Source organism: Lysobacterales bacterium (assembly GCA_014946745.1).
Classification (GTDB): Bacteria; Pseudomonadota; Gammaproteobacteria; order Xanthomonadales; family Xanthomonadaceae; genus Aquimonas.
The window spans coordinates 1,470,490-1,492,277 of the sequence record JADCRD010000001.1; the positions used below are offsets into that span (position 1 = coordinate 1,470,490).

The 21,788-nt window shown below is 69.8% G+C and carries 9 protein-coding genes; 1 reads left to right on the forward strand and 8 read right to left on the reverse strand.

The genetic code is table 11. The annotated features are described in order from the left end of the window. A complete protein-coding gene (locus H4O13_05765) occupies window positions 1–2,337 on the forward strand; it encodes a beta-propeller fold lactonase family protein (protein ID MBE5314895.1) in 2,337 nt (778 codons plus the stop codon). A 10-nt stretch (window positions 2,338–2,347) separates the two neighbouring features. Here H4O13_05765 and H4O13_05770 read toward each other — a convergent pair whose 3' ends face one another. From H4O13_05770 to H4O13_05805, 8 genes are all read right to left on the reverse strand, one after another. Continuing rightward, window positions 2,348–2,674, reverse strand: coding sequence for a hypothetical protein (locus H4O13_05770; GenBank protein MBE5314896.1), 327 nt, complete (start codon window positions 2,672–2,674; stop codon window positions 2,348–2,350). Next, window positions 2,650–4,491 (reverse strand): hypothetical protein, encoded by a 1,842-nt coding sequence (locus H4O13_05775; protein ID MBE5314897.1) that lies wholly within the window; start codon window positions 4,489–4,491, stop codon window positions 2,650–2,652. The genes H4O13_05770 and H4O13_05775 overlap by 25 nt, the downstream gene beginning before the upstream one ends. Before the next feature lie 43 nt (window positions 4,492–4,534). Further along, on the reverse strand, window positions 4,535–5,830 hold the full coding sequence (locus H4O13_05780) for a VWA domain-containing protein (protein ID MBE5314898.1): 1,296 nt from the start codon (window positions 5,828–5,830) through the stop codon (window positions 4,535–4,537). Then, the gene (locus tag H4O13_05785; protein ID MBE5314899.1) at window positions 5,823–8,159 is read right to left on the reverse strand and encodes a hypothetical protein; all 2,337 of its coding nucleotides are present in this window, start codon (window positions 8,157–8,159) and stop codon (window positions 5,823–5,825) included. The genes H4O13_05780 and H4O13_05785 overlap by 8 nt, the downstream gene beginning before the upstream one ends. Next, a complete protein-coding gene (locus tag H4O13_05790) occupies window positions 8,156–11,281 on the reverse strand; it encodes a DUF4132 domain-containing protein (protein MBE5314900.1) in 3,126 nt (1,041 codons plus the stop codon). The genes H4O13_05785 and H4O13_05790 overlap by 4 nt, the downstream gene beginning before the upstream one ends. Before the next feature lie 100 nt (window positions 11,282–11,381). Further along, a complete protein-coding gene (locus tag H4O13_05795) occupies window positions 11,382–12,476 on the reverse strand; it encodes an AAA family ATPase (protein ID MBE5314901.1) in 1,095 nt (364 codons plus the stop codon). Between the two features lie 641 nt (window positions 12,477–13,117). Then, window positions 13,118–16,735: a hypothetical protein gene (locus tag H4O13_05800; protein ID MBE5314902.1), complete on the reverse strand. Its 3,618-nt coding sequence runs from the start codon at window positions 16,733–16,735 to the stop codon at window positions 13,118–13,120. Window positions 16,736–16,744: 9 nt separating this feature from the next. Beyond that, window positions 16,745–21,610, reverse strand: coding sequence for a hypothetical protein (locus tag H4O13_05805; protein ID MBE5314903.1), 4,866 nt, complete (start codon window positions 21,608–21,610; stop codon window positions 16,745–16,747). Window positions 21,611–21,788: the final 178 nt, after the last annotated feature.

Below are 21,788 nucleotides of genomic sequence, written 5' to 3' on the forward strand. Positions count from 1 at the left end.
ATGAATCGACCGACTCCCCGCGTCACGCACGGCGCTGTGCCTCAGGCGTTCGGTATCGCCCTGCTCCTCCTCGGCTTCGCACTGGCGCTGCCTGCACAGGCCGAGATCGAGGCCCCGGACCACGTGCTTTACGGCTCCGCGACGCTGTTCGGCCAGCCCGCGCCGGTCGGCAGCCTGATCGAGGTGCGCAGCGTGCCTGCGGGCGATGTGCTGGCGCGCTACACGCTGGGTCGCGACCCGCGCCTCGGTGGGCAGTTCCGACTCGGCATTCCGATGTCGGCGCTCAACCCGCGGGTGCCCGGTACGGCACGCCCCGGCGACCCCGTGCGGATTTTTCTGGGCCAGCGGCTGGCGGCGCAGACCAGCGTCGGCGCCGAGGGCGTGGCTCGCCGGCTCGACATCGATCCGCAGAACACCGGCACCGGGCCCGCGGTCACCCTTGACGATGTCAGCGGCTTCGAGGGCAGCGCCGGCACAGTCCCGCTGCGCTTCACCTTCAGCCTGAATACCACCAGCCAGGCCGCGGTCCAGGTCGACTACCAGACCGCCAACGGCAGCGCCGTGGGCGGGCCGAGCTGCGGGCCAGGTGTGGACTTCCTGCAGCGCACTGGGCGTGTCAGCGTCCCCGCCAGCAGTCTCAGTGAGAGCCTCGACATCCAGATCTGCGGTGACACCGTGATCGAGGGTGCCGAGAGCTTCACGGTGGAGCTGATCAATGCCGAGAACGGCGTGCTCGCGCGTGCGGCCGGCGTCGGCACGATCATCGATGACGACGATGTGCCGCAGTTGAGCGTCGAGCCCGTGCGCGTGCTTGAGCCTGCATCCGGCACCGCGACCGCGCGCTTCCGCGCACGTCTGTCGCGCAGTTCGACCTTCGAGGCGCGCTTCAACTTCGCCACCCAGAACCTCACCGCCACCGCGGGCGCGGACTACGAGACCCGCAGCGGCACGGCGACGATCCCCGTGGGTGAGGTCGAGGCGCTGATCGATGTGGTGATCCTCGCCGACCCCCAGGTCGAAGCACCGGAAACCTTCAGGCTAGCGTTCTCGCAGCCCTTCAACCTCAGCTTCGCCACGCCCCAGGTGCTCGGCACGATCGTCGACCCCGCCTTCGCGCCCGAGGTCGAGCTTGAGCAGGACGTGAGCGGCGGTCCGGGCGGAATCAGTGCCCTGGTCCAGCCCAGCGCACTCGCGCTGTCGCCCGACGGCGCCCACGCCTACGTCGCCAGCGAAAGTCGAGACGCCGTGCTGGTGTTCGCGCGCGATCCCGGCAACGGGCGGCTCAGCTACCTGCGCGATTACCGTGCCGTCGCCGGTGGACTCCCGGATGCACGCCTGGATGGCGCCAAGCACCTGCTGCTCAGCGCGGATGGGCGCCACCTCTATGTGGCCGCCCGCAACGATGCCGCGATCGCCGTGCTGTCCCGCGACGCTGCAACGGGCGAGCTTGCGTTCGTCGGCAATCAGGTCGAAGGGCAGGGCGCGCCCGGAGCGACCGGCGGCAGCACGCGCGGCCTGAGCGGAGTCAGTCGGCTGGCGATGAGTCCTGACGGACGGCATGTCTATGCCAGCGGCTCGCTGGGCAACGCGCTGTCCGTGTTTGCCCGCGACACTCAAACCGGCGTGCTGAGCTTCGTTGAAGCCGAGACCCAAGGCGCAGACGACCCGAATGACGCCGGTGCCGCGGTGGCAGGGCTGGAACGCCCCGCCGGTCTGGCCGTTTCCGCGGACGGCGCGCAGGTGTACGTGGCTGCGCGCTTCGGCAATGCGGTGGTGGTCTTCGATCGTCAGCGCAACGCCGCCGAACCGCGGTTCGGCCAGCTCAGCTTCCGCACCGCCTACCGCAACGGCCTGCTGGGCGTGAGCGGATTGGCCGGAGCATCGGATCTTGTGCTGAGCCCCGATGGCGGCCAGCTCTACGTGGCCGCCGAAGCCGACAACGGGGTGGTGCGCTTCGACCGCGCCAACAGCGGTTCGCTGACCTGGCGGAGCAAGCTCAGCCGCGGCGACGCCGGACTGCCCGGCATGGCCGGCCCCCAGTCGATCAGCCTGTCGCCAGACGGCAGTGAACTGTACGTGGCCGGCTTCGGCGACAGCAGCCTGACGATCTTCAGCCGCGTCATCGCCGGCAGCGGCGCCGGCAACCTGCGCCCCCTGCAGACCCTGTTCGATGAAGAGGCAGCTGTGTTCAACATGGGCGGGCCGGTGGCCGTGGTTCTGAGTGCGGACGATCGCCAGGTCTACGTGGTGGCCAGCACCGACAGCAGCATCGTCGTGTTCCGCCGCCTGCAGGCGGAGCGGATTTTCGTCGACGGGTTCGAGACCTTGATCCGGTGACCGCCAGAAGCTAGCCGCGATGCTCCGGCGCGCTGGGCCATGCGTCGAGTTGGTGCAGGCTCCAATCGCCCGACAGCAGAACCTGTCGGCTGCACAGGTCCAGCAGGGCGCTGCAACGCAGCGCCATCGGCTGATGCGCGTCGAGCAGACGCGCAGCGACCGCGTGCACCGCTGGCGCCTGCAGACTGAGCGGATGCTGCAGCCAGCCCTGCAGCGCCAACACAGCGGCAGCATCGGGATGCTCGACGCCCGCCGACAGCCAGGCCTGCAGCCACTGCGACCACTGCTGCAGCCAGTCGGCGATGGGATCGGCTAGCGCAGGCCGGGGCTGAACCACGTCGTCTCCTCGGTTGACTGCAGCGCAATGGGTTCGAGCGTCATGCCGCCGCCTTGATGACTGAGCCGACCGAACACCTGCCGCCAGCGCTGGCCGCGGTCCCAGGCCTGCTGCAGGGTACGGATCGCGCGCCGCCGCGTTGCGTCGTTCGGTTCGATCAGCAGCTGAAGGCTGCGGCCGCGCGCATCGATCAGGCGCTGGGTCCAGCACTGCTGGGCGCGATCGAACTGCGGCGCCTCGCTCTCGAAGGGCCCGGCCAGCACCATCGGCGCTCGCCCCTTGAGACCACCGCGCTCGGCGGCGTCTCGAAGCAGTGTGGCCAGCTGCGCGCAGTCCATCGGTGCGGGCAGCCGCGACTGCAGTGCTTCCGCGCGGAGGCACTGCAGCCGGGCCGCGGCCTCGGCGATCTCGGCTGCGCTTTGCTCGGGCGTGACGGTGCCGGTCGGCTCCGCGGCGGGCGGTGCTGGGGCCTGTTGCGCGCTTACGGCGCCCGGCAGGCCCTCGATGTCGTGCCAGCGCGTTTCGGCTCGCGCGCTGAGGCTGCCGTCTTCGCTGCACCACGCGCCCTCAAGCCGCTGGCAGCCACCCAGCAGCTGGCCCAACTCGCATCCGGCCCAGGTCTGCTGGCGCCAATGCCGCGGCAGCGAGGTCTCGAACCCGCGCATGGCGGCGGTCTGCACCAGCGGCAGGCGCCACCAGCGGCGGCTCTGCGCGCACCAGGCGTGCAGGTTCAAGCCTTCGCTGCCGTCCTCGTGGCTCCAGGCTTCGACGGCGAGAATCGCCAGCTGCAGCGTGGGCGCGGCGCGGTAGCTGCGGCGATGGCGGCCGCTGAGTTCGAGCAAGGGCTGAGGCAGCGGCTGCGCGCTCAAGGCTCGCAGTCGCGCCCACAGCGGGCCGAGTGCCGACAGCAGCGCTTCGGGCCGGGCGCGACTGCGTCCGGCGAGTTCGTCTTCGAGCCAGCGCAGCAGCGGCTGCATCGCGCCCGCCACGGCCGGCAGCTCGGCTTGGCGGCTGCGCGTGCTCAAGGCGCGCGCCTGCTCAAGCGCGGCCGGCGACAGCTGCGCGCTGCCCGTGCGCGTCAGCTGTACACACCAGGCCTCAAGCGCGGTCAACACCGCGGCCTGGGTTCGGCTGAGCGCGGGGCCCGGCAGGGTGGGCGGCGCCAGTCCGGCCTCCACGCGGGCCTGCAGGATGAGCGCCGCGAGATGGGCGCAGCGGCGTTGGCCGCAGTCGCAGAGCGCCGCCGCCAATCCTCCGGTGGCGTTGAGACGCAGCCGAACAACGGTTTCGAGTTCGACCCCACCGCGCAGTTCATTGTCCGTGGCTTCGACCTGTACGCCGATCCCCTGCAGCTGCCACTCGCTGGCCTTGCGCAAGGCGGCGGCGCCCAGCGCCTTGGCCAGCGCAGACCAATCCGGGTCGAGCCAGATCGGCGGCCTGTGCAGCGCGGGTGGGTCAGCAGCCGCGATCACTTCCGCGCCGTCAGCGGCGGAATCGGCGATGGCCGGCACGTCTTCAGACGTCGGGTGGGGCGCGGCCGCCTGCGCCATCCAGTGCAGCAGGGCGGCGACTGCATGGTGGCAGGCGCCGTTCGCCGGACAGCTGCAGTGCAGATGCTGGAAGCCGGGGCCGCTCAGCGCCTGCTGGTGCTGCTCCAGCGCCAGCTGATAGCCGCGCTCATTGCTCCAGTCCGGCGTGCCGGGCTCGCACTGCGCGAGCAGGCCGCGGCCGCGGCGCAGCAGGCCGCGATTGGTCCAGCCGAGCACGAAGCCCTCGTCCAGCTGCTGCAGCCAGGCGTCGATGGCGGCGCGGTTCATGCGGCTGTCGCCAGGTCGTTGGGGTGGGTGGGCAGGCACGCGCTCATGCGATCGCCTTCGCGACCCAGTCGGCGAGGTGGTCCGGCGTCATCGCGCCGATCGCCATGCCGCACGCGGCCAGTTCCTGGGCGCGCTGGTGGTCGTAGTCGGGTTGCGCCTCGCGATCCAGGGCCGCGAGGCCAAGCAGCTTGACCCCACTGCCAGCGAGGCGGCGCGTCTGCTCAAGCAGCGCTGCGCCGTCACCGCCTTCGTAGAAGTCGCTGATCAAGACCAGCAGGCTGCGGCTGGGCTGCTGGATGCGGTCGGCGGCGTAGGCCATGGCCGCGGCGATGTCGGTGCCGCCGCCCAGCTGCAAACCGAGCAGGGTTTCGACCGGATCGGCGAGCTGCTCGCCGAGATCGACGATTCGGGTGTCGAACAGGATCAGGCGCGTCTTCAAGGTCGACAGGCCGCTGAACACGGCGGCGACCACGGCCGCATGAATCACCGAATCCAGCATCGAGCCGCTCTGGTCGACCAGCAGCACCAGCTCCCAGGGCATCTGCCGCTGCTGGCGCGCGTGGAAGTACAGCTGACGCAGCACCAGCGCGTCGGCGGTGTGGTCGTAGTGCTTGAGATTGCGGCGCAGCGTGGTCGGCCAGTCGAGTTCGGCCAGGCTGCGCCGGCCGCCGTGCTGGCCGCGCCGACGGCGGCCCTGGAAGCGCGCGCGGATCGAACGCGCCAGCCGCGCTTCGAGTTCTGAGATCACGCTGCGGATCAGGCGCCGCGCTTCGCCCATGCTTTCCGGCGGCAGCAGGCTGCGGCAGCTCAGCAGGGTGCGCACCAGGTCCATGCTGGGCTGCGCCTGCGCCAGCACCTCGGGGTCGGTCAGCAGCTCGGTCAAGCCGTAGCGCTGCAGGCCTTCGCGCTGCAGATGCTCCACCGTGCTGGCGGGGAACAAGCGGCGCACGCCGCGCAGCCACTCGGGTGCGCCGAGCCCGCCGGATCTGCGCCCGCCGCGGCGGCTGCGCGCTGTGGGCTCGAACTCGCGCTCGGCGTACTCATGGCGGTAGAGGTAGTCGAGCAGGCGATCGCGCTCGGCATCGTCGGCGCTGAGCTGCACGCTCCCGCCGCCAGGCGCCGCGCGCGTCAGGCCACGTCCTGCGCCGTCGAACGCATCGCCCCCCGCGGACGCCTGCGCACCGGTCGCAGCGGGCTCGGCATCGGCATCGGCGTCGCCGGCTTCGTCCTGCTTAGCGCGACTGTCGGCATCGCTGTGTTGGCCAGCGCCCGTGTGTGCAGTGGCGGCCTCGGCGGCGGGCCCGAGGATCAAGCGCCAGCGTCGCTGCAGCTCAGTCATGCAGGCCCCACAGGCGAGCTGCGGCGTGGTGGCGCTGCAGCAGGGCGGCGAATTCGGTCAGCACGGCAGCATCCAAGCTGACGGGCCCAAGCGCGCGCGCGGGAGCGCTTTCGAGTGCCAGCACCGCCGCCAGCACGGCGCTGGCCTCACGCGGTTTCAGCGCAGTGAAGGCCAGGCGCAGGCCGGGCAGGACGCGCAGGAAGCACTCTTCATCCCATTCGAGCAGCGCTGCATTGAAGGCCTTGAGCAGCGCCGGGCTGGAGGTGAGCACCTGACGCGCCAGCGGCAGGAAGCCGAGCAGGTAGTCGCACAGGGATTCGGCATCGATCAGGCCGCTGTCGAGCACGGCGGCGAGACGCTGGCGGGTGGCGTCGAGGGTGAGTCGCCCGCGCGCGCTGAGGATGCCGACTGCGCGCCCGCGCAGCATCGCCGGCAGGGTTGCGTCCTGCAGGCTGTGCAGGGCGTCGAGAAAGGTCTCGCGCGCGGCCCAGCGCTCATCGCAGAGCGTGTTGAGCGTGCCCAGCGCCAGCATCACCTCGGCCGCGGCAGGGCGGTCCATCTGGCCCAGCCAGTGGATCTGTCGGCAGGCGCGGCTGAACACCTGAGCAAGCAGCTGCGGCAGGTCGATTTCCGCCGCCGACTGCAGCACCTCCGCCGCGCGCCAGGCGCCGCTGAGCAGGGCCAGCCCGTGGCTCAGCTCGGGCAGGTGCGCGCAGCGCTGGCTCCAGGCGGCCGTGAGCTGCAGCAGCGGCTGCACGCTGCCGTGCAGGCCCATGCGCAGGGCCTCGACCAGGCAGCGCGGCGCTTCGGCCGGGTGGCGCGCTGCGCGCTGCAGCAGGGCGGCCAGGGCGGCCTCGGGCAGCTGCGCGCCGAAGTGTTGGCACTCGGTGAGACGCGCATCGACTTCGGGCCGCCAGCTCAGCTGCCAGATCTCGCGCACGCGCTCCAGGTCAGTGCCGGCTGCGAAGTCCGGGCCGGCGTGCAGCTCCGCGTAGGGCACGCCGAGCGCGCGCAGCTGATGCAGCAGCTGCGAGATCTGCCGGTGCTTGGGGCTGCGGTAGAGATCCAGTGCGCGCTCACGCTCGCCGCCGGGCAGCAGCGGCAGGCCGAGCGCGCCAGCGCGACGTCGGAAGTCTTCGACCAGAGGCGCACGCGGGTAGCGCCGCGGCAGGCTGCCGGTGACGTTGGCAGACAGCAGCCGACGCAGGCGCTGCTGACGCAGCGCCTCGCCGGCGCTGTCGAGGCCATCGCGCAGCAGACAGGCGCCGAGTGCATCCAGCACTTCGGCGCGGCCGAGCGGAACGCCGCGTAGCGCCGCCAGCCGCTCGCTCATCAGGACGGCTTCAATGGCATCGGGCAGGCCCGTGGTTTCGCCCTGGGCCTTCAGGCCATGCAGCGCGCGCTGCGCGGCGGCCTCGGCGGCGGCGCGCTCCGGCCGTGCATCGGCGCGTTCCAGCGCCTGCCAGTACAGCTGGTAGTAGCCGGTGTCGGGCAGGCCGGCGGCGTAGTCATGGGCGGCGTCGATGCGGTCGAGCGCGTAGGGCAGCAGATAGCACTCGGCGCGGCCGTCGGCCGGCTCGATCAAGGGTGGGGTGCTTTGAGCCAGCAGCACCGCAATGGCTTCGGTGTGAATGCCGCCGGTGACCACCAGGGTGCGCAGCCCGGAAGCGCAGGCCGCAGCCACGTGCGCGGCCATTGCACGCTCACGCGCGCTGCACTGGGCGGAGTCGGGGCGCTCGCGCAGCAGCAGACACCAGCGCTGCAGCCGCTCGAAGTAGTTCTGCGGCGTCAGCTGTTGGCAGCCGGCTTCGAAGTGACAGTCCCACCAATGGTCGAAGTCGCGGCAGCCGCTGGCCGCGAGCACGCGCTCGGCACGTTCGCCCTCGCCGAGCCCGTGGTCGTCCAGCAGGCTGGCCTCGTGTTCGCCTGGCTCTGCGTGCTCCATCAGCGCTGCGGCCGGGCGATCGATGAAGATCACCTCGGCCTGGATCCGTACCGCCTCGCGCAGCGCCACCCACTCCGGCGAGAACTCCGCCAGCGGGTATAACGCGCGGCGCGCACGCTCGCCGCTGCCGTCGCTCGCGGCCCGGCTGCAGGTGTACAGCGCCAGCGGCGGCCGCGCCGAGGATGCCGCGAGATAGGGCAGCAGCGCATTGGCCTCGGCCGGACCCTCGATCAGCACCCGCTGCGGGCGCTCGCTGCGGATCAGCGCGCGCAGCTGCCAGGCGCAGAGCGGGCTGTGGTGGCGCACCGGCACCAGCCGCAGCTGCGCGCTGGCGGGAATCGCCGCCAGCCGCTGCATCAGCTCAGCGGGCGCCGCTGCATTCACTTGCTGGCCTTGAGCGCGAGCTTGCCGATGTGCTCGGCTGCCAGCGACAGCAGCGGCGCGGGCACCTGGCTGAGGAACTGCACCTGCTGGCCGCGGTAGAACTCCACCGCGCAGACCGATGCATCGCCGTACAGGCTGGCGTCCATGTCCTCGGTATCGATCTGCACCCTCAGCCCGTCGGTGAAGCGGCGCTGGTAGCCGAAGATGTGGCTGCCGTCCTGGTCGCGGATCTGGTAGTTCCAGCCCTCCAGGCCGTACTTGAGCGTGGACTGGGCAACGCGCAGGCCCGCATGCCGATGCAGCGATGTGGAGTTCATCTCCTCCGCGCTCAGCACCAGCACCGGTCGACCGACCTGGTCGAGAAAGGGCTTGATCTCGTAGTCCTTGAGGTGCGCGGTCCACGCCTCCACCTCGCCGGCTTCCGCCAGCGCGGGGTGCCACAGCCGCACGCAATCGTCGTCCGCCAGCTGCACCGGCTGGTCGGCGGCATCAATCAGCGAACGGTCCTCACTGATGCGCAGGCTGCCCAGTGCCCGGCCATCGGCGGCCAGACGCGTCCAGATCAGGCCCTGGCCGATCAGGCCGAGCACGGCGTGCTCGACGAACAGCACCCGCCAGCGCGCGGCCGGCCAGCGGCGCTCGCTGACCATCGCATCCTCCAGCCGCTGCGCCTGCAGCTTGATGACCTTCTTCAGCCCGCCGCGCAGCAGCTTGATCGCCGCGTCGGCCGCGGCACGGGCGTCCAGGTCTTCGCCGTCCTTGGCTTTCGGCAGGGTCTTGCTGGTCTTGCCGCTCAGGCTGTGGGTGAAGCTCAGTTCCAGATCGGTGCCCACCCGCATGGTGTAGCTGCAGGGGCCGAAGTCGAACACGCGGCCGCTGTTGGTCAGACCGAAATCGGGCGTGATCTCGTCGAGCAGGCCGGCCAGGTCGCAGCCGCGGCGCTTGGCGGCGGCCAGCAGGGCTGTGCGGGCGCCCTGATGGATCGCATCCGAGTAGATCGATTTCGAATAGACCTCGTACACATGCGAGAGCGCGTAAGCGGTATCGAGGCTGCCGAGCGTCTGCAGGGCGGTGACGGCCTTCGGCTTGGCGCGCTTGTGCCAGGACTTGAACGCTTCGAACAGCGGTTCGACCAGACGATCGTCGCCACCCGCCGGCACGAACAGCAGCAGCCAGCTCAGCTTGCGATCACCGTTCTCCGCCAGCCACAGCTGCAGCAGCTGCGCGGCCAGCGCCGCCTGACGCTCGCGCGACAGATGCGCCAGCAGGCTGAGCGCGGTGTCGGCGAGGCGATCTTCTTTGGTGTCCACCGCCAGCGTCAGCAGCCAGCGCCCGTACTCCGGCGGCAGCGGCGCCAGCGCAGCGGCAAGCGACTCGCTCCACAGCTTGTCGACCGCCGGCTTGATCTTGGCCTTGGCAACGCGGGCTTTCAGCGCGTCGAGATCGGCGGCGTGGGCGGCGGCGCCCGGCGACGCTTCGACCGCGGCGCTGCTGTGTTCAGGCGCGAGCGTTGTCGCAGCCGCCGCAGCCTTGCGGCCCAGCCGCGCCCGAATGCGGTCGCGGTCGGCATCGGCCGTGCGCGCGTCGTCGTGAACCTTCTGCAGCAGTGGCTCGGCCGCGGTGTCGGTGCACAGCAGCAGCGCCTCCAGGCCCACCTCGCGCACGCCCTTGCGGCGGTCATCGAGCCAACCGAGTTCGGCCAGCAGGCCGGTGCCGGCCGCGGCCAGCCGTGCTGGCAGAGCGCGCTGAATGGGTTTGCTCTTGGCCGCAAGCTCCATCAGCCCGGGGTTCAGCAGGCGCAGCAACTCGGAGTCCTCCAGGAATCGCAGCAGGTGCACCGCATCGGTGGGCTTGACCGCCACGATGTCGGCAGATCGCGCGCGCAGGACATCGCCCACGAAGGTCGCAAAGGTGCTGCGCACCGCCGCCACGCGCGCTTTCCCACCCTTCTCGTCGCGCCAGCCCACCGGCCAGTTGGGGTCATCACCGAGCCGCGCTCCCAGCCAGTGGAGGAACAGCGGCAGCAGGGAAGCCGGCTGCAGGCGCCACAGCTGCTGCAGCAGGCCGAACTCGATGTCCACTGCGGGGCGATAATTTTCGCGATTCAAGAACCACACGCTCGCGATGTCCGGCGCTGCGTCCAGGATCCGCTGCAGCAGCGGCAGGGCAGGGTGCTCAGGGGTGACCGCGCCGAAGCGTTCGTACTCGAACAGGTCCTCCACCCAGCGCAGCACGTAGGCGCGCATCTTGTCGCCATCGCTGAGCGCCCAGGCCTGCTCGGCCAGACCGACATCGGGAGCCATCACGTAGGCCTTGCGGAAGCTCACCGGGTCCGCGATCAGCAGCGCCTTGAGCCGCTCGATCGCCCCGCGATCGGGCTTCGCGGAGTCGTGGTTCATGTTCCCGTTCAGTCGCTCAAGCGCCGCCCGCCGCAGCGCCAGGCCACCGCGCTCGGCGAGGGTCAGCAGCAGGTCGATCGGTTCGATCTCGCGCACCAGTTCGTTGGCATTGAGACGGCCAAAGCCCGAGTCGACATCCTGGAAGCGATGCAGCGCTTCGTCGCTGATCGCCGCAATCGCGGTCGCCAGCAGGTCGTGGCGGTCGGCCTTTTCCGCGGCACTCTCGTCGCGGCGGCTGCCTGCTCGCGCCAGCAGATCGAAGGCTGCGGCCTGCACGGTCGGATTGTCGGTCGAGGCGATCAGCGCCGCCAGCCCGGCGCGTTCCTCGCGATTGCGCGGCATGAAGCCGCGCATCCACATGTGCGGCAAGGTCTCGCGGCTCAGGATCTCGACATTGCCGGGGATCGACAGCACGTCAGCCGCCGACAGCAGATGGATGCTGGCATCGATCAGAAAGGCAGCGTGGTTGGCATACGCGTTCGGAGTGTCCTGCAGGAGTCGCATCAGGGCGTCGCGCCAACCCGGCAATCGATCCACCGGCGGGCTGCCCTGGCGCACCTCGCGCAGGTAGTGGACGAACACGCCCCAGTGCTTGGAGTTCCAGGTCTGGCGGATGCCGGTGAGGCTGGACTCGCTCAGCTCGGCGCCCAGCGCCTGCCAGGCTTCGATGCATTTCTCGGGCAGCTGCTCAATGCGCTGCGGCGGGCTCGGCAGTTCGGTCACGTCAGGTCCTTGTTCAGTGCGGTTCGAAGGGGGGTTCGATCGGGTCGCCCAGCAAGGCGCGCTGCTGCGCGTGCAGGCCGGGCTTCTCAGCGGATCCAGCTCAGAGCCAGCGCTCGCCGTCCAGCAGTTGCTGCCAGTTGTGTTGCTTGCCGCGCTTGCTGCGCACGAGGCGCAGGTAGTCCGCCAGCCGTCGCCGATCGTCGGCGTCGTCTTTCAGCACGGTGCCGCTCATGTGGCGGAGCAGGGTGTCCGGGCTGGGCGTGGCGGCGCCGAAGTACCAGGCCTCGGCGGCAGCGCTGTAGGCGACATTGACGGCTTCGGCCGTCGACAGCACGCTCGACAGGGGCTCCAGCCGCACGCCCAGCGCTTCGCCGCTGCGCAGCTCCTGGAACACCGTCACCAGCAGTTCGCTTACGTCCGGCGGCAGGCGGGTGTCGATGGCGTCGTCAGCCAGCAGGCGATCCACTTCGCGGGCGACCAGCTCGGCTTCGGCTTTCAGCTCACGAATGGGCTGCAGGGTTTCGAAGTTGAAGCGGCGCTTGAGTGCCGCCGACATCTCGTTGACCCCGCGATCGCGCAGGTTGGCGGTGGCGATGATGTTGAAGCCCGGCCGCGACAGCAGCATGGCGGCATCGCCCAGCTCGGGCACGTGCAGCACGCGATCGGACAGCACCGGAATCAGGCTGTCCTGGATCTCGATCGGGCAGCGGGTGATCTCCTCGAAGCGCAGCAATTGACCCTGGGCCATGCAGCGATGCAGTGGGCCGGGAACCAGTGCGCGCTCGGACGGGCCATCGCGCAGCAGCAGGGCATAGTTCCAGCTGTAGCGGATCTGCTCTTCGGCGGTGCCTGCAGAGCCCTGGACCGTCTGCGTGCTGGTGCCCGAGATCGCTGCAGCCAGCAGCTCTGACAGCAGCGACTTGGCGGTGCCGGGCTCGCCGACCAGCATCAGCCCGCGCTGTCCGGCCAAGGTCACGATGGCGCGCTCGACCGCGATGTCGTTGCCGAAGATCTTGCGGCTGCAGCGCGGGCCATCGGCATCGGAAGCGCCGCCCAGAATGAAGCGACGCACGCTCACCGGGCTCAGCCGCCAGCCGGCCGGCCGCGGCGCGCGATCGGACTCCGCCAGTGCGGCCAGCTCGTCTGCATACAGAAGTTCGGCCGGCAGTCGCTGGGCGTCGCGGAGGGGGCTCATGCGGAGTCTGTGCGGGCGCTCGCCGCGCCGGCCCTGGTGAATGGGGGCGCAAGACTGTCACGACAGGCAGGCGGGTGAAATACCCGATCTGTCAACCGCGAGCGCGCGGCGTGCACTGGTTCTCGATCCGAGCGCTGTTGCTTCGCTGGCCCAGCGGCTGCCTTCCAGGGCACGGCTCCGCGACCCGGTGTGCGCATGAGCCTTGGGCTCACGCAGACAAGGCAGTCCCTGAACCTTCGGCGGCTTGAGCTCGGCCTTCGGCCTGAGATGGGAAGGCCTGACCACGTCCCACGGGCGGTTGTTCAGACCTCGAAAGTCCGGCGCGGGCGCGGGTTCGTTCGGACGCTGCACGTGGACGCCTTCGCCGCGCGGTCGCTGCGGATCCGGCAGGGCCTGCTGTCTCAACAGGCGCGCCCTCGGTGGCACGCCGGCAGCGCGGATGGGTCAGGCCGACTCCAGGCGAAGTGAGGAGCCCGGCAGCTTGTTGGAGAACTCGCTTCCGGGGAGTTTTTCCAGTCGGCAGTCCGGCGCAGGTCCGTACCGCCTCACGACACATCCATCGCTTACGCGCCTGCTTCACCGTTCCGGCCATCCCTGGCCGGGTTCGCAGGTTGTTCTTCAACAGCCTGCTGAGCAGGTCATCAGATTTCGATGCAGCAGCGCTCAAGGACATCGCTCAAGGGCGAGGTGCGGATCACCCGGACCTGGCCCAGATCTCCCCCCAGGGGGTCGCTGAAGCTGCCGTTCGGTTCGGGCAAGGTCTCCACCGCCAGCACAGTCAGAGGGGTGTCCTCATCGAGACCCGCGCGGGCGAGTGCGTCCCTGACCTGGGGATCGCTCCAGCGGCCCTCGGCCTGCGGGGCCATCGCGGCCGACTTGCCGGGTTTGACCGGTCGCGAGGGCCTGAGGTCGATCTGCACGTTGCGGTGGCTTGCGCCGTCGGCCTGCAGAAGTCGGGCGTAGAGCACGAACCAGATCTCGGTGTTCGGGCGGAACGGCGTGACCTGCTTCAGCCCCAGATAGGGCGTCGCGAACGGCGCACGGGCGACGATGGCGCGGCCGGGGCCCGCGACCACCGAGCACACGAGCTGCGGCGCCGGGTGCTGCGCGCCCTCGAGCGTCAGCGCCTCGCCATAGCGGCCCTGCGCTGTGGACCAGAACGGGTCGGTAGGCGTGCCGAGGCCGTGGCCCACCCGGATCTCGTAGGTGTAGAACGAGAACAGCTCGGGCGAGTTCGGGTCGGTGTTGGGTGGGAGCGGCACCAGGAAGTGGCGGTTGGAATTGCCCGCAGGCTCCAGCCGCTGCATGGCGTTGAGACCCGACAGGTCCTGCACCTGGCCCGGGGTGATGACGCGAGCGAGCTCCGGGTCGAGAGGCACGCGCTCCAGCACGTCGGGGTCGCGTACGGGCTCCCAGCCGGGCAGCAGCATCGGGTCGGGCGTGCGGTAGAGCGCGCGCACGAAGTAGGCGTCGCGCGGGTCCGCGAGCGGCTCGTCGAATTCCAGCCAGAGCCGCTTCACGCGCGGTGCGGTCGAGGAGTAATCCGCGCTCGCCGCGTACGGGGTGAGCGCGATGCCCGCCGCGCGGACCTTCGGGACCTGGACGGGCCGGGTCGCCACAGGCAGCAGGGTCTGGACCGTCTGCGACGCACGGGTGCCGCCTTCGAAGGACAGCCGCATCTCGTAGTCGACGGTGGCCTCGTAGGGCAGACCATCCTTGCCGATGGGCGGCGGAAAGGCATCGACAAAGATCATGCGGATGTAGCCGCGTTCCGGGTTCTTGCGCGCCTGGATGTTGATGGTGTTCATGAGCTGGATCTGGCCCACCTCCGCCCACTGGGGTGCATCGCCAGGGGCGCCGGGGAGCGCGATGCGACGGCGCACGCGCACCGTCGGTGCGCCTTGCCCGCGCCAGGTCCAGTCGCGGTCGATCACCATCTGGCAGACATTGATCCACTGACCGGCGAGTTCGCCGGGCTCGGCGAATTCGAGGCTGCTCATATCGGGCGCCGCATGATGGGTGAGGCCGGCGCAGCCGAAGGCCACACGCTCGCCCTCGCGCCCCAGAAGCATCGCATCGTCGGCGACAAGGTCGGCGGCGAGGGCCAGGCGGTCAACAAGGACGGTCGACGGGTCGTTCTGCGCGACGGTCGCCGAAACGGCAGCGCGCACACCGACGGGATCGTCGCGAAGGAGAACGGAGCGCAGCTTGTCCTGGTCCGGCAGGAGCGCGATGGGGTCAGCTTCGGTCGCGGCGATGGCGTGCAGTTCGATCGAGTCGATATCGCCGATGCGCGCCTTGTCGGTCGCGAAGTAGCTGAGGTCGTTTCGCCCGATCGCCGCGAGCTCGATCCGGATGTCGCGGGAGCGGACCAGCGGAATCGCGCCGCTCACTGCGCCCTCGGCACCGAGCTGGGCCGAGATGTCGACGTCGCGGTAGTCAGCAGCGTTGAGCCAGTCGAAGCTGAGCGTCAGCGCCTGCGTGGGGTCGACGGGGAAGCGGCGGGTGGTCGTGTACCACGCCGTCCAGCCCTGGCGGCCCGCGCCCGGATCGTAGGTAGGCGAGCGCAGCAGCACGCGGATGCGGAGATTCACCGTGTCGGGGTCGCGGATGGCAGGGGGCGTGGCGTTGGCGGGATCGAGATCGTTGGCCGCGATCTGGGCCAGCAGGTCGGCCTGCGCAGCCGGACCGGCGGCGAAGACTGCCGCCGGAAAGCCGAGGGGCGGGCGGGTCACTGCGACCGAGGGCAGCGCGCCGTCGGAAGGAACAGCGGCGGGCGCGAGGATCGGACGACGGGGCGGCACGTGGCGCTTCATGTGGAGCAGGGCGATGGGCGCCTCGCCCTCACGCAGGCTGTCGTCGCCAAGCGCGGGGCCGCCGCCTGTCGCGTCGGCGAGTCGCACGCGGAACTCGTAGCGGTTGCCGTAGCGGAGCGAAATGCCGTTCAGATCGACCGGCAGGTCGGTTTCGGGCGGAGAGCCCGCGGGCGGGGGCGGCGCGTTCATCAGGCGCTGTTCGTCCTGCGTCTCCATGACGACGGAGCCGCCGCGCCAGATCGCGAACCACGGGGGCAGCCAGAGCTGATCCTCGACTTCGTTGGGGTGCACCTCCAGCCAGCGTTCCTCGACGGCGGTGCCGAGGTCTACGCCAAGGTCAGCGGGCGACTGGACGCGGGAAAGCGAAGTCCAGTCTGCGGTGCCCGCGGGCCGCACGTCGACCCGATAGCCGAAGGTGCCGCGCGGAGCGACCACGTTGTTCTGTCCGTCGGGCGAGGCGCCGAGCGCTCGGTTCTGGCCTTCGAGGATGTCTTCGTCGTCCCAGGCGAGCTGGATGCCTTCGTCGCGCGCGGCGCCTTCGCTGCTGCCGTCTTCGTCGAGCATGTCCATGCCCTGTGGCTGGCGGACATGGACGATCTTGGAGAAACCGTCATCGAAGCGGATTGCTTCGGCGAAGACGCGATCGGTCTGGCCAAGCGCGCCGGCCGCGGCGGGGTTGTCCGACACCGGAAAGACGACCGGGGTGAAGATCGGCCGGGTTTCGGAGTCCGACAGCGCCGGAATGCGAGTCGCGAAAGCGCGCTGGAAACCCGCGGTGCCGGCCTGGGCCGCATAGTCGCTGGAGGCGGAGAGCTCGACCCAGAGCCAGCCGCCGTTCTGCAGCCGCGGCGCCGCGTCGATCCTGATGTCGATGGGGACAATCAGCCCCAAGGCCTCGGCCAGGCGCGGTCGGCGCAGGCTGAAGGCGATGGCCTCGCCCCAGCCGATCTCGGTCGGTGGCAGTGGAGGCACGTCCTTCGGCGGGCACTGCATCAGGCAGCGGTAGGTGTCGTCGACGAGGGCGAGGGACGTGCGCGGCTGCACGAAGTCGAAGGCCTGTCGATAGCTTTTCGGCAGGTACTTTCTGAGCTGCTTCGTCGTGTCCGGCGCTTGTGCGGCGAAGGTGTCGCCCGAGGGGCCGTCGGGGATATCGAGCGCGTCCTTGATCGCCTCGAAAATCGCTCGCGCGTCGGGCGCGCCGCGGCGGGGCGTGTCGACGGTCTGGTCGACATTCGTGCGCATGGGCAGGGCGCCGACAGCGTCGGACACGAACACACGGAACGAAAGCTCTGCATCCGCGAATGCGGGCAGCCCTGGGGGAGCAGCCAGAAGCGGCTTCAGCGGGTTGCCGGTCGGCGCCACGAGCACGCGTAGCGACAGCGTCCGGCTGGCCGGCTGCCAGGACTGGAGGTAGGGGACGAACGTGAGTTTCGGGGCGGGCATGAGGGTCTCCTACTCCAGCGTGGTGGTGCCGCTGACCGTGTAGGTCGCATTGATGGAGATGATGAGGAAGATGTCGACCTGCAGCTTCACCTTGCCGGTGTAGTCGCAGAGCGTCTTGTCCTTGGTGCCGCCGCCGGGCAGCGCCTCGGTCTTTTTGTAGACGACGCCTTTCAACTCGGCCAAAAGCTTGACGCTGGTGATCGGGAAATCCTCGATCACCTTCACGCCTGCCTCGAACCGCACGAGGCCGCCGAACTTCGGGGTGTCGGTCGTGAAGTCGTAGATGAAGACGAAGCCGACCCCGAAATAGGCGTAGGCCTCGAACGGGCCGACCTTGCCCTTCACTCCAAGCCCGGCGAAGGCCGTGAGTTCGAGCTTTTCCTCGGTTACGACACCCAGGACGCTCGCGATCGAGAACTTCACGTCGAGCTGGACGAGGACATAGACCTTGAGCTCGGCGGGGCCGCCACCCCCGCCGAGGATGGGAAACTCGGCCTTGACGCCGGCCATGAGCTCGCCTGTGGCCTTGGTGCCGCCGGTCGCCATGTCCCAGCCCGTGGAGCCGCCGGCACCGAGGAGGAGCTTGATCGTCGCCCCGCCGATCGAGAAGCCTTCTTTCGGGACCTCCTGGATCGACTCGATGACGACCTTGATCTCGTGCTTGGCGTTCGACGCGCCCAGATCAATCGGGCCCAGCGTGTCGCGGGCGCCGAAGACCGGGATGAAGCTCAGGATTTTCTCGACGGGCTCGTAGACCAGCGTGTCGATCTCGGCCACCTGCGGGCGCTGGTCGGTGGAGCCGACGATGCGAAGCTTCGCGCCCGAGGCCCGTTCGAGCCCTGCGATGTCGGACCACAGCGTGAGCCCGTTGAACTCGGCCGACCACGTGTCGGCGCCGAGGGTCATCTGCAGGGTCGAGTCCTCGTAGGTCAACTCCGACCCGTGGCCCTGGCTGCCGGCGAGGCGGAGAGGGACGGGATGGTTGACCACGGTGACCGGGGCCGACAGCGCCATCGATCCCGTCGGCCCGACGTTGAAGTGCATCGGCGCCGGCAGCTTGATCGCGTTCTGTGGCGGCGGAAAGGCACCCTTCGAGGTTGACCGCGCGAGGATGTCCGCCAGTTCGGGCGGCAGCGTGCTGGTGACGCGCGCAGCGCCCGTGTTCCCGGACTGCGGGCGTGGAAACAGGAAACCGTGGGTCGGCGTGCTTTGCAGCAGGCAGTAATCATTTCGCGGCGCGGAGGGGGTCAGCAGATCGATCGGATCCGCCATCCGCCACGGGCCGAGTGAAACCGCCGCGTCGCGCGGAGGGGCGTTGAAGGCTGCGTCGCTGCCGGCGGGATACTTCACGGCATGGCGGCGAACGATCGGAACGCCCAGGGATTCCGAGACAGGCACCGCCTCGCCACCGTCCGGAGGGACGACCGCAACGGGACGCTGGACCACCGACCAGGCGCCGGTCTTCGGCAGTTTCGGCACGCCCCGGACGGTGGCGACGAAGAGCGGCTTGCCGGCGTCGTCGACCACGCCCATCTCGATCCGACGGGCGCGGAACGGCAGCTTCGAGGCGCCAAAGTCGATCCAGGTGTCGATGGGGCCGCCGGGCGCGCCCTGCGCCTGGATCAGCGCGCGCAGCGCATCCGCGCTGGCGGGGTCGCCGTTCGGCTGGGTTTGCAGCCAGCCGAGCACGCCGTTCGCGGGCACGCGCCCCGCAAGCCCCTCAAGCGCGAGGTCGGCGTCGAAGTAGTAGGGCACGAAGGTGGCGCCGTCCGCAGAGAACTCGATGCCCGGCGCTGGGCGGATCGTGCGGATGTTGAACAGGCCCTTGAAGATGCCAGAGTCGAAGGCGTACTCGGCGACCTGCGGGTCCGGGGCAGGGTTGGAGGGATCGACATAGCGGTAGTCGAGCAGGCCGGGCGAGGTCGCCTGCCAGCCCGTGTCGCGCCGGATCACGCCGCCGCCCGAGCGGCGCTCGACGATGACCGAGCGTGTGACCTTGATGCCCCAGGGGTGCAGCACGCTGGCCACCTTGATGATCTCGAGCGCAGTGCGCCCGGTCATCACCTGGAACTGGGTCTTCGCGGTCTCGGCGAACAGGGCGAACGGGTTCTCCCACTTCGAGAAGTTCGATCCGCCATAGCCCGACAGGTCGAAGCGGGTGACGGGCACCTTGGGGTTTGCCGACATGTCGTTGTTGAAGATCGTCTCGACGTCGCCTGCGGGGTCGCCGGTACTCGACAGGACCGAAAGCCCGAACGGCATGCCGGTCGCAAGGTCAACACCGTTGATGAGCTGCCGCGTTGCACCCTCGAAGTAGGGCGAGACTTCGCCCGGCTTCTCGCGGCCGCCTTCGGCCTTCGCAGTGATCTGCAGCCCACCTTTCGCCGTCTCGGTCGGAAATTCGGGCTGCGTGATCTCGTAGCTGTCGGCGCGGCGCGAGCCGCTGTCGTTGGGCTGGAGGTCGACGACCGTGACGATGCCGAAGGGCAGGGTCGTGCGGAAGGTGACCCGGGTGCCGTCGTCGAAGACCTCCTTCGTGGTGGCGAGGAGCGGCTCCGGAATCACCGGCGCCAGCTTCTGCGAGCGCGCACCGAGCACGGTTGCGCCGCCGTCGGTGGCCGAGGCGAGCGGTGTCGGAAACCAGCCAAGGGTGAGGACGTCCTGGTCTTCATCGAGCGTACGCACCGGCTCCCACTGGATCTGCGGGAGCGTGACCAAGCGCATCGCCTCGACGCTGGAGTGGACGTCGAGCCCCAGGATCGGGAAACCGCTACCGGCCGGGAGCGCCGCCACGTGGGTGACACTCTGGCCGCGGGCGGGCGTGCCCCACAGAGCAACGCCGAGCAGGTCCTGATTGGTGGAGACGTCAAGCAGGAAGAATGGCGGCGTGCGCCCCAGGCGCTCGTTGAACTGCCCGTCGATGGCCGCGTTGGAGGCCTGATTCAGCTTGATCGCGTTGCGCACGCGGCCCGCGCGCTGCTCTTGCTCGCGCGACTGTGCCTGCTTCAGCTCTTCCAGCGCCCGACGATCGAGACCTCTGCGCCCCTGCTCTGTTTGGGTCATGCCGACGTCGGGATCGCGATCAGAGCGCGGCGCGGGAACCGGCTCCCCCGGGGACCGCGGGTTCGGGCAGACCAAGGGCAGCCCCAGGTCGCCGGCGAAGTCGATGCGCGCCGCTTCGGGACTGTCCCAGCGCACCAGCGCGCCGAGCAAAGCGCGCGGGCGGTCGAAGCCGGGGCGGCAGATGTGGAAGTTGCCGACGTAGGGGTCCGGCAGCGTCGGCGTCCAGGCATAGACCCCGAATCGAAGCGCCAGAGTGCCGTGGTCGATCGCGTGTCGATCGCTCAAGCTGCCGGCGGCGATGACCATGTCGGCGCCGGTGGTCCAGACGAGCGCGTTGCGGAAGACGAGGCGTGTCTCCTCGGGGTTCTTCATGCCAGCGCCGAGCATCGCGCGGATGCCAGCCGAGGTGGCGGTGAGAAGGATCGCGCCGGTGTCGGTCGGTGTGCGGAGGGGCCGGCCGTTGGCGGCCACAGGCCGATCGAGCGCGAGCTTCACCGTTCCCGTTGCCATCAGGCTTTCGCCGTGCTCGACATCGCAGCGATGGAAGAACAGGAAGGGCCTGCGGTAGTCGTGACGCCAAGGAAGACGCCGCCCGCCAGTGTCGGGCAGCGCCCACAGCCTGTACGTCGTCTCGACCGGCGAGGGCAGGGGCGCGACGTCGATATCGAGCAGCGCCGTACCGCGATTCGTGAGCGCCAGCCAGGGGTCGAGCACATGGAAGCGCGGGTCGTGCGCATACCAGCGCGCTTCGAGCCCCTCCAGCGCCATCCAGAAGCCGGGCGCCACGGCGGCCGGGCCAAGCGCAGCAGGCGCCGCCTGCACAACAGGAAGTGCCAGCGCGGCGCCCGCTATCCGCGCCTTGCCTTGGAAATCCGCCAGCGTCGATGCCATCGCGCCACCGTCGAAGCTGTCGGGCTCCACCGTGTAGCCCAGCAGCAGCGTCCAGAGCTGCGCAACAAACATCACCGTTCCGGTTGGGGCGCCGAACTCGAAGGTTTGCCCCCAGGCTTCCGCCCGCCCAGCGTCGCCACTCACCGTCATGCCGCCGGGGCCGAAGCTCAGTGTGAGCGTCGGCAGCTCGAGCGCCACGCCTGATGAACAGGCATCGGCGCTCGGCGCGATCTTCTCGGCTTCGAGCACGAGTGTCAGCGTTGCCTTGAGCGGCGCCGCGACCTCGATCCGGTCATCGCTCTGCGAGGAGACGCTTGCGAGCGCGAGCTTGCCGTCACTGACGGTCACTCCAACATAGGCGCCAGCGGGGAGGGCCGGATCCACGAGGTTGCCGCGGATCCAGACCGTGCCCCTTTGAAGATCAAGTCGCGTTTCGCCGGGGCGTGAGACGGTAGGGCGTCGCCCGCTGCTGATAACGAAGGCGGGGAGAGCAGCGCCTTGTTCGGTGACTTCGAGCCGGCGTGCCTCACGCCAGAACTCGAAGAAGACGGGGCGGTCATCGACCGTGAAGGGACCGAGCCGTTCGGCAGCCCCGAGTGCGCTGAGGGGGCTCGCGATGCGGCCCGCCACGAGGTCCTCGCCCGGGTCGCGCCGCACGGCAACGATCGGCGGCTTGCGGGCCTCAGCGGCGCCGAGCGTCGCGCCGCTGATCTGCGAGCGCAACTGCGGACCCACCTCGATCCCGGCTGACAGACGGGTGGCGCGGCCAAGCGCGTCAGCGCCTCGCGTCGCTGCGGCCGTCAAGAGTGCTCTCAAGCGAACAAGCTTGCTTTCGTCGGCGGCAGCGAGATCGAGCGTGAGACGGGCGACGTCGTCGAGAGCGGCGGATTTTGCTTCGGGCTTTGCGGGGGGTCTGGCCATGATTTCCTCGCGAACGAAGGAGCCGTTGCGGCGCAGGCAATCGCCCACGCCGGGGCGGGAGGCAAGCGGAGGATCGCGGCGAAGCTCGCTTGCCGGCCTGGATCTCGCACCCTGTGCGGTCGGATGGCGCTGGATCCGTGGGAGAACAACTTGGGAATCGTCTGATGCTGCTAAGCGC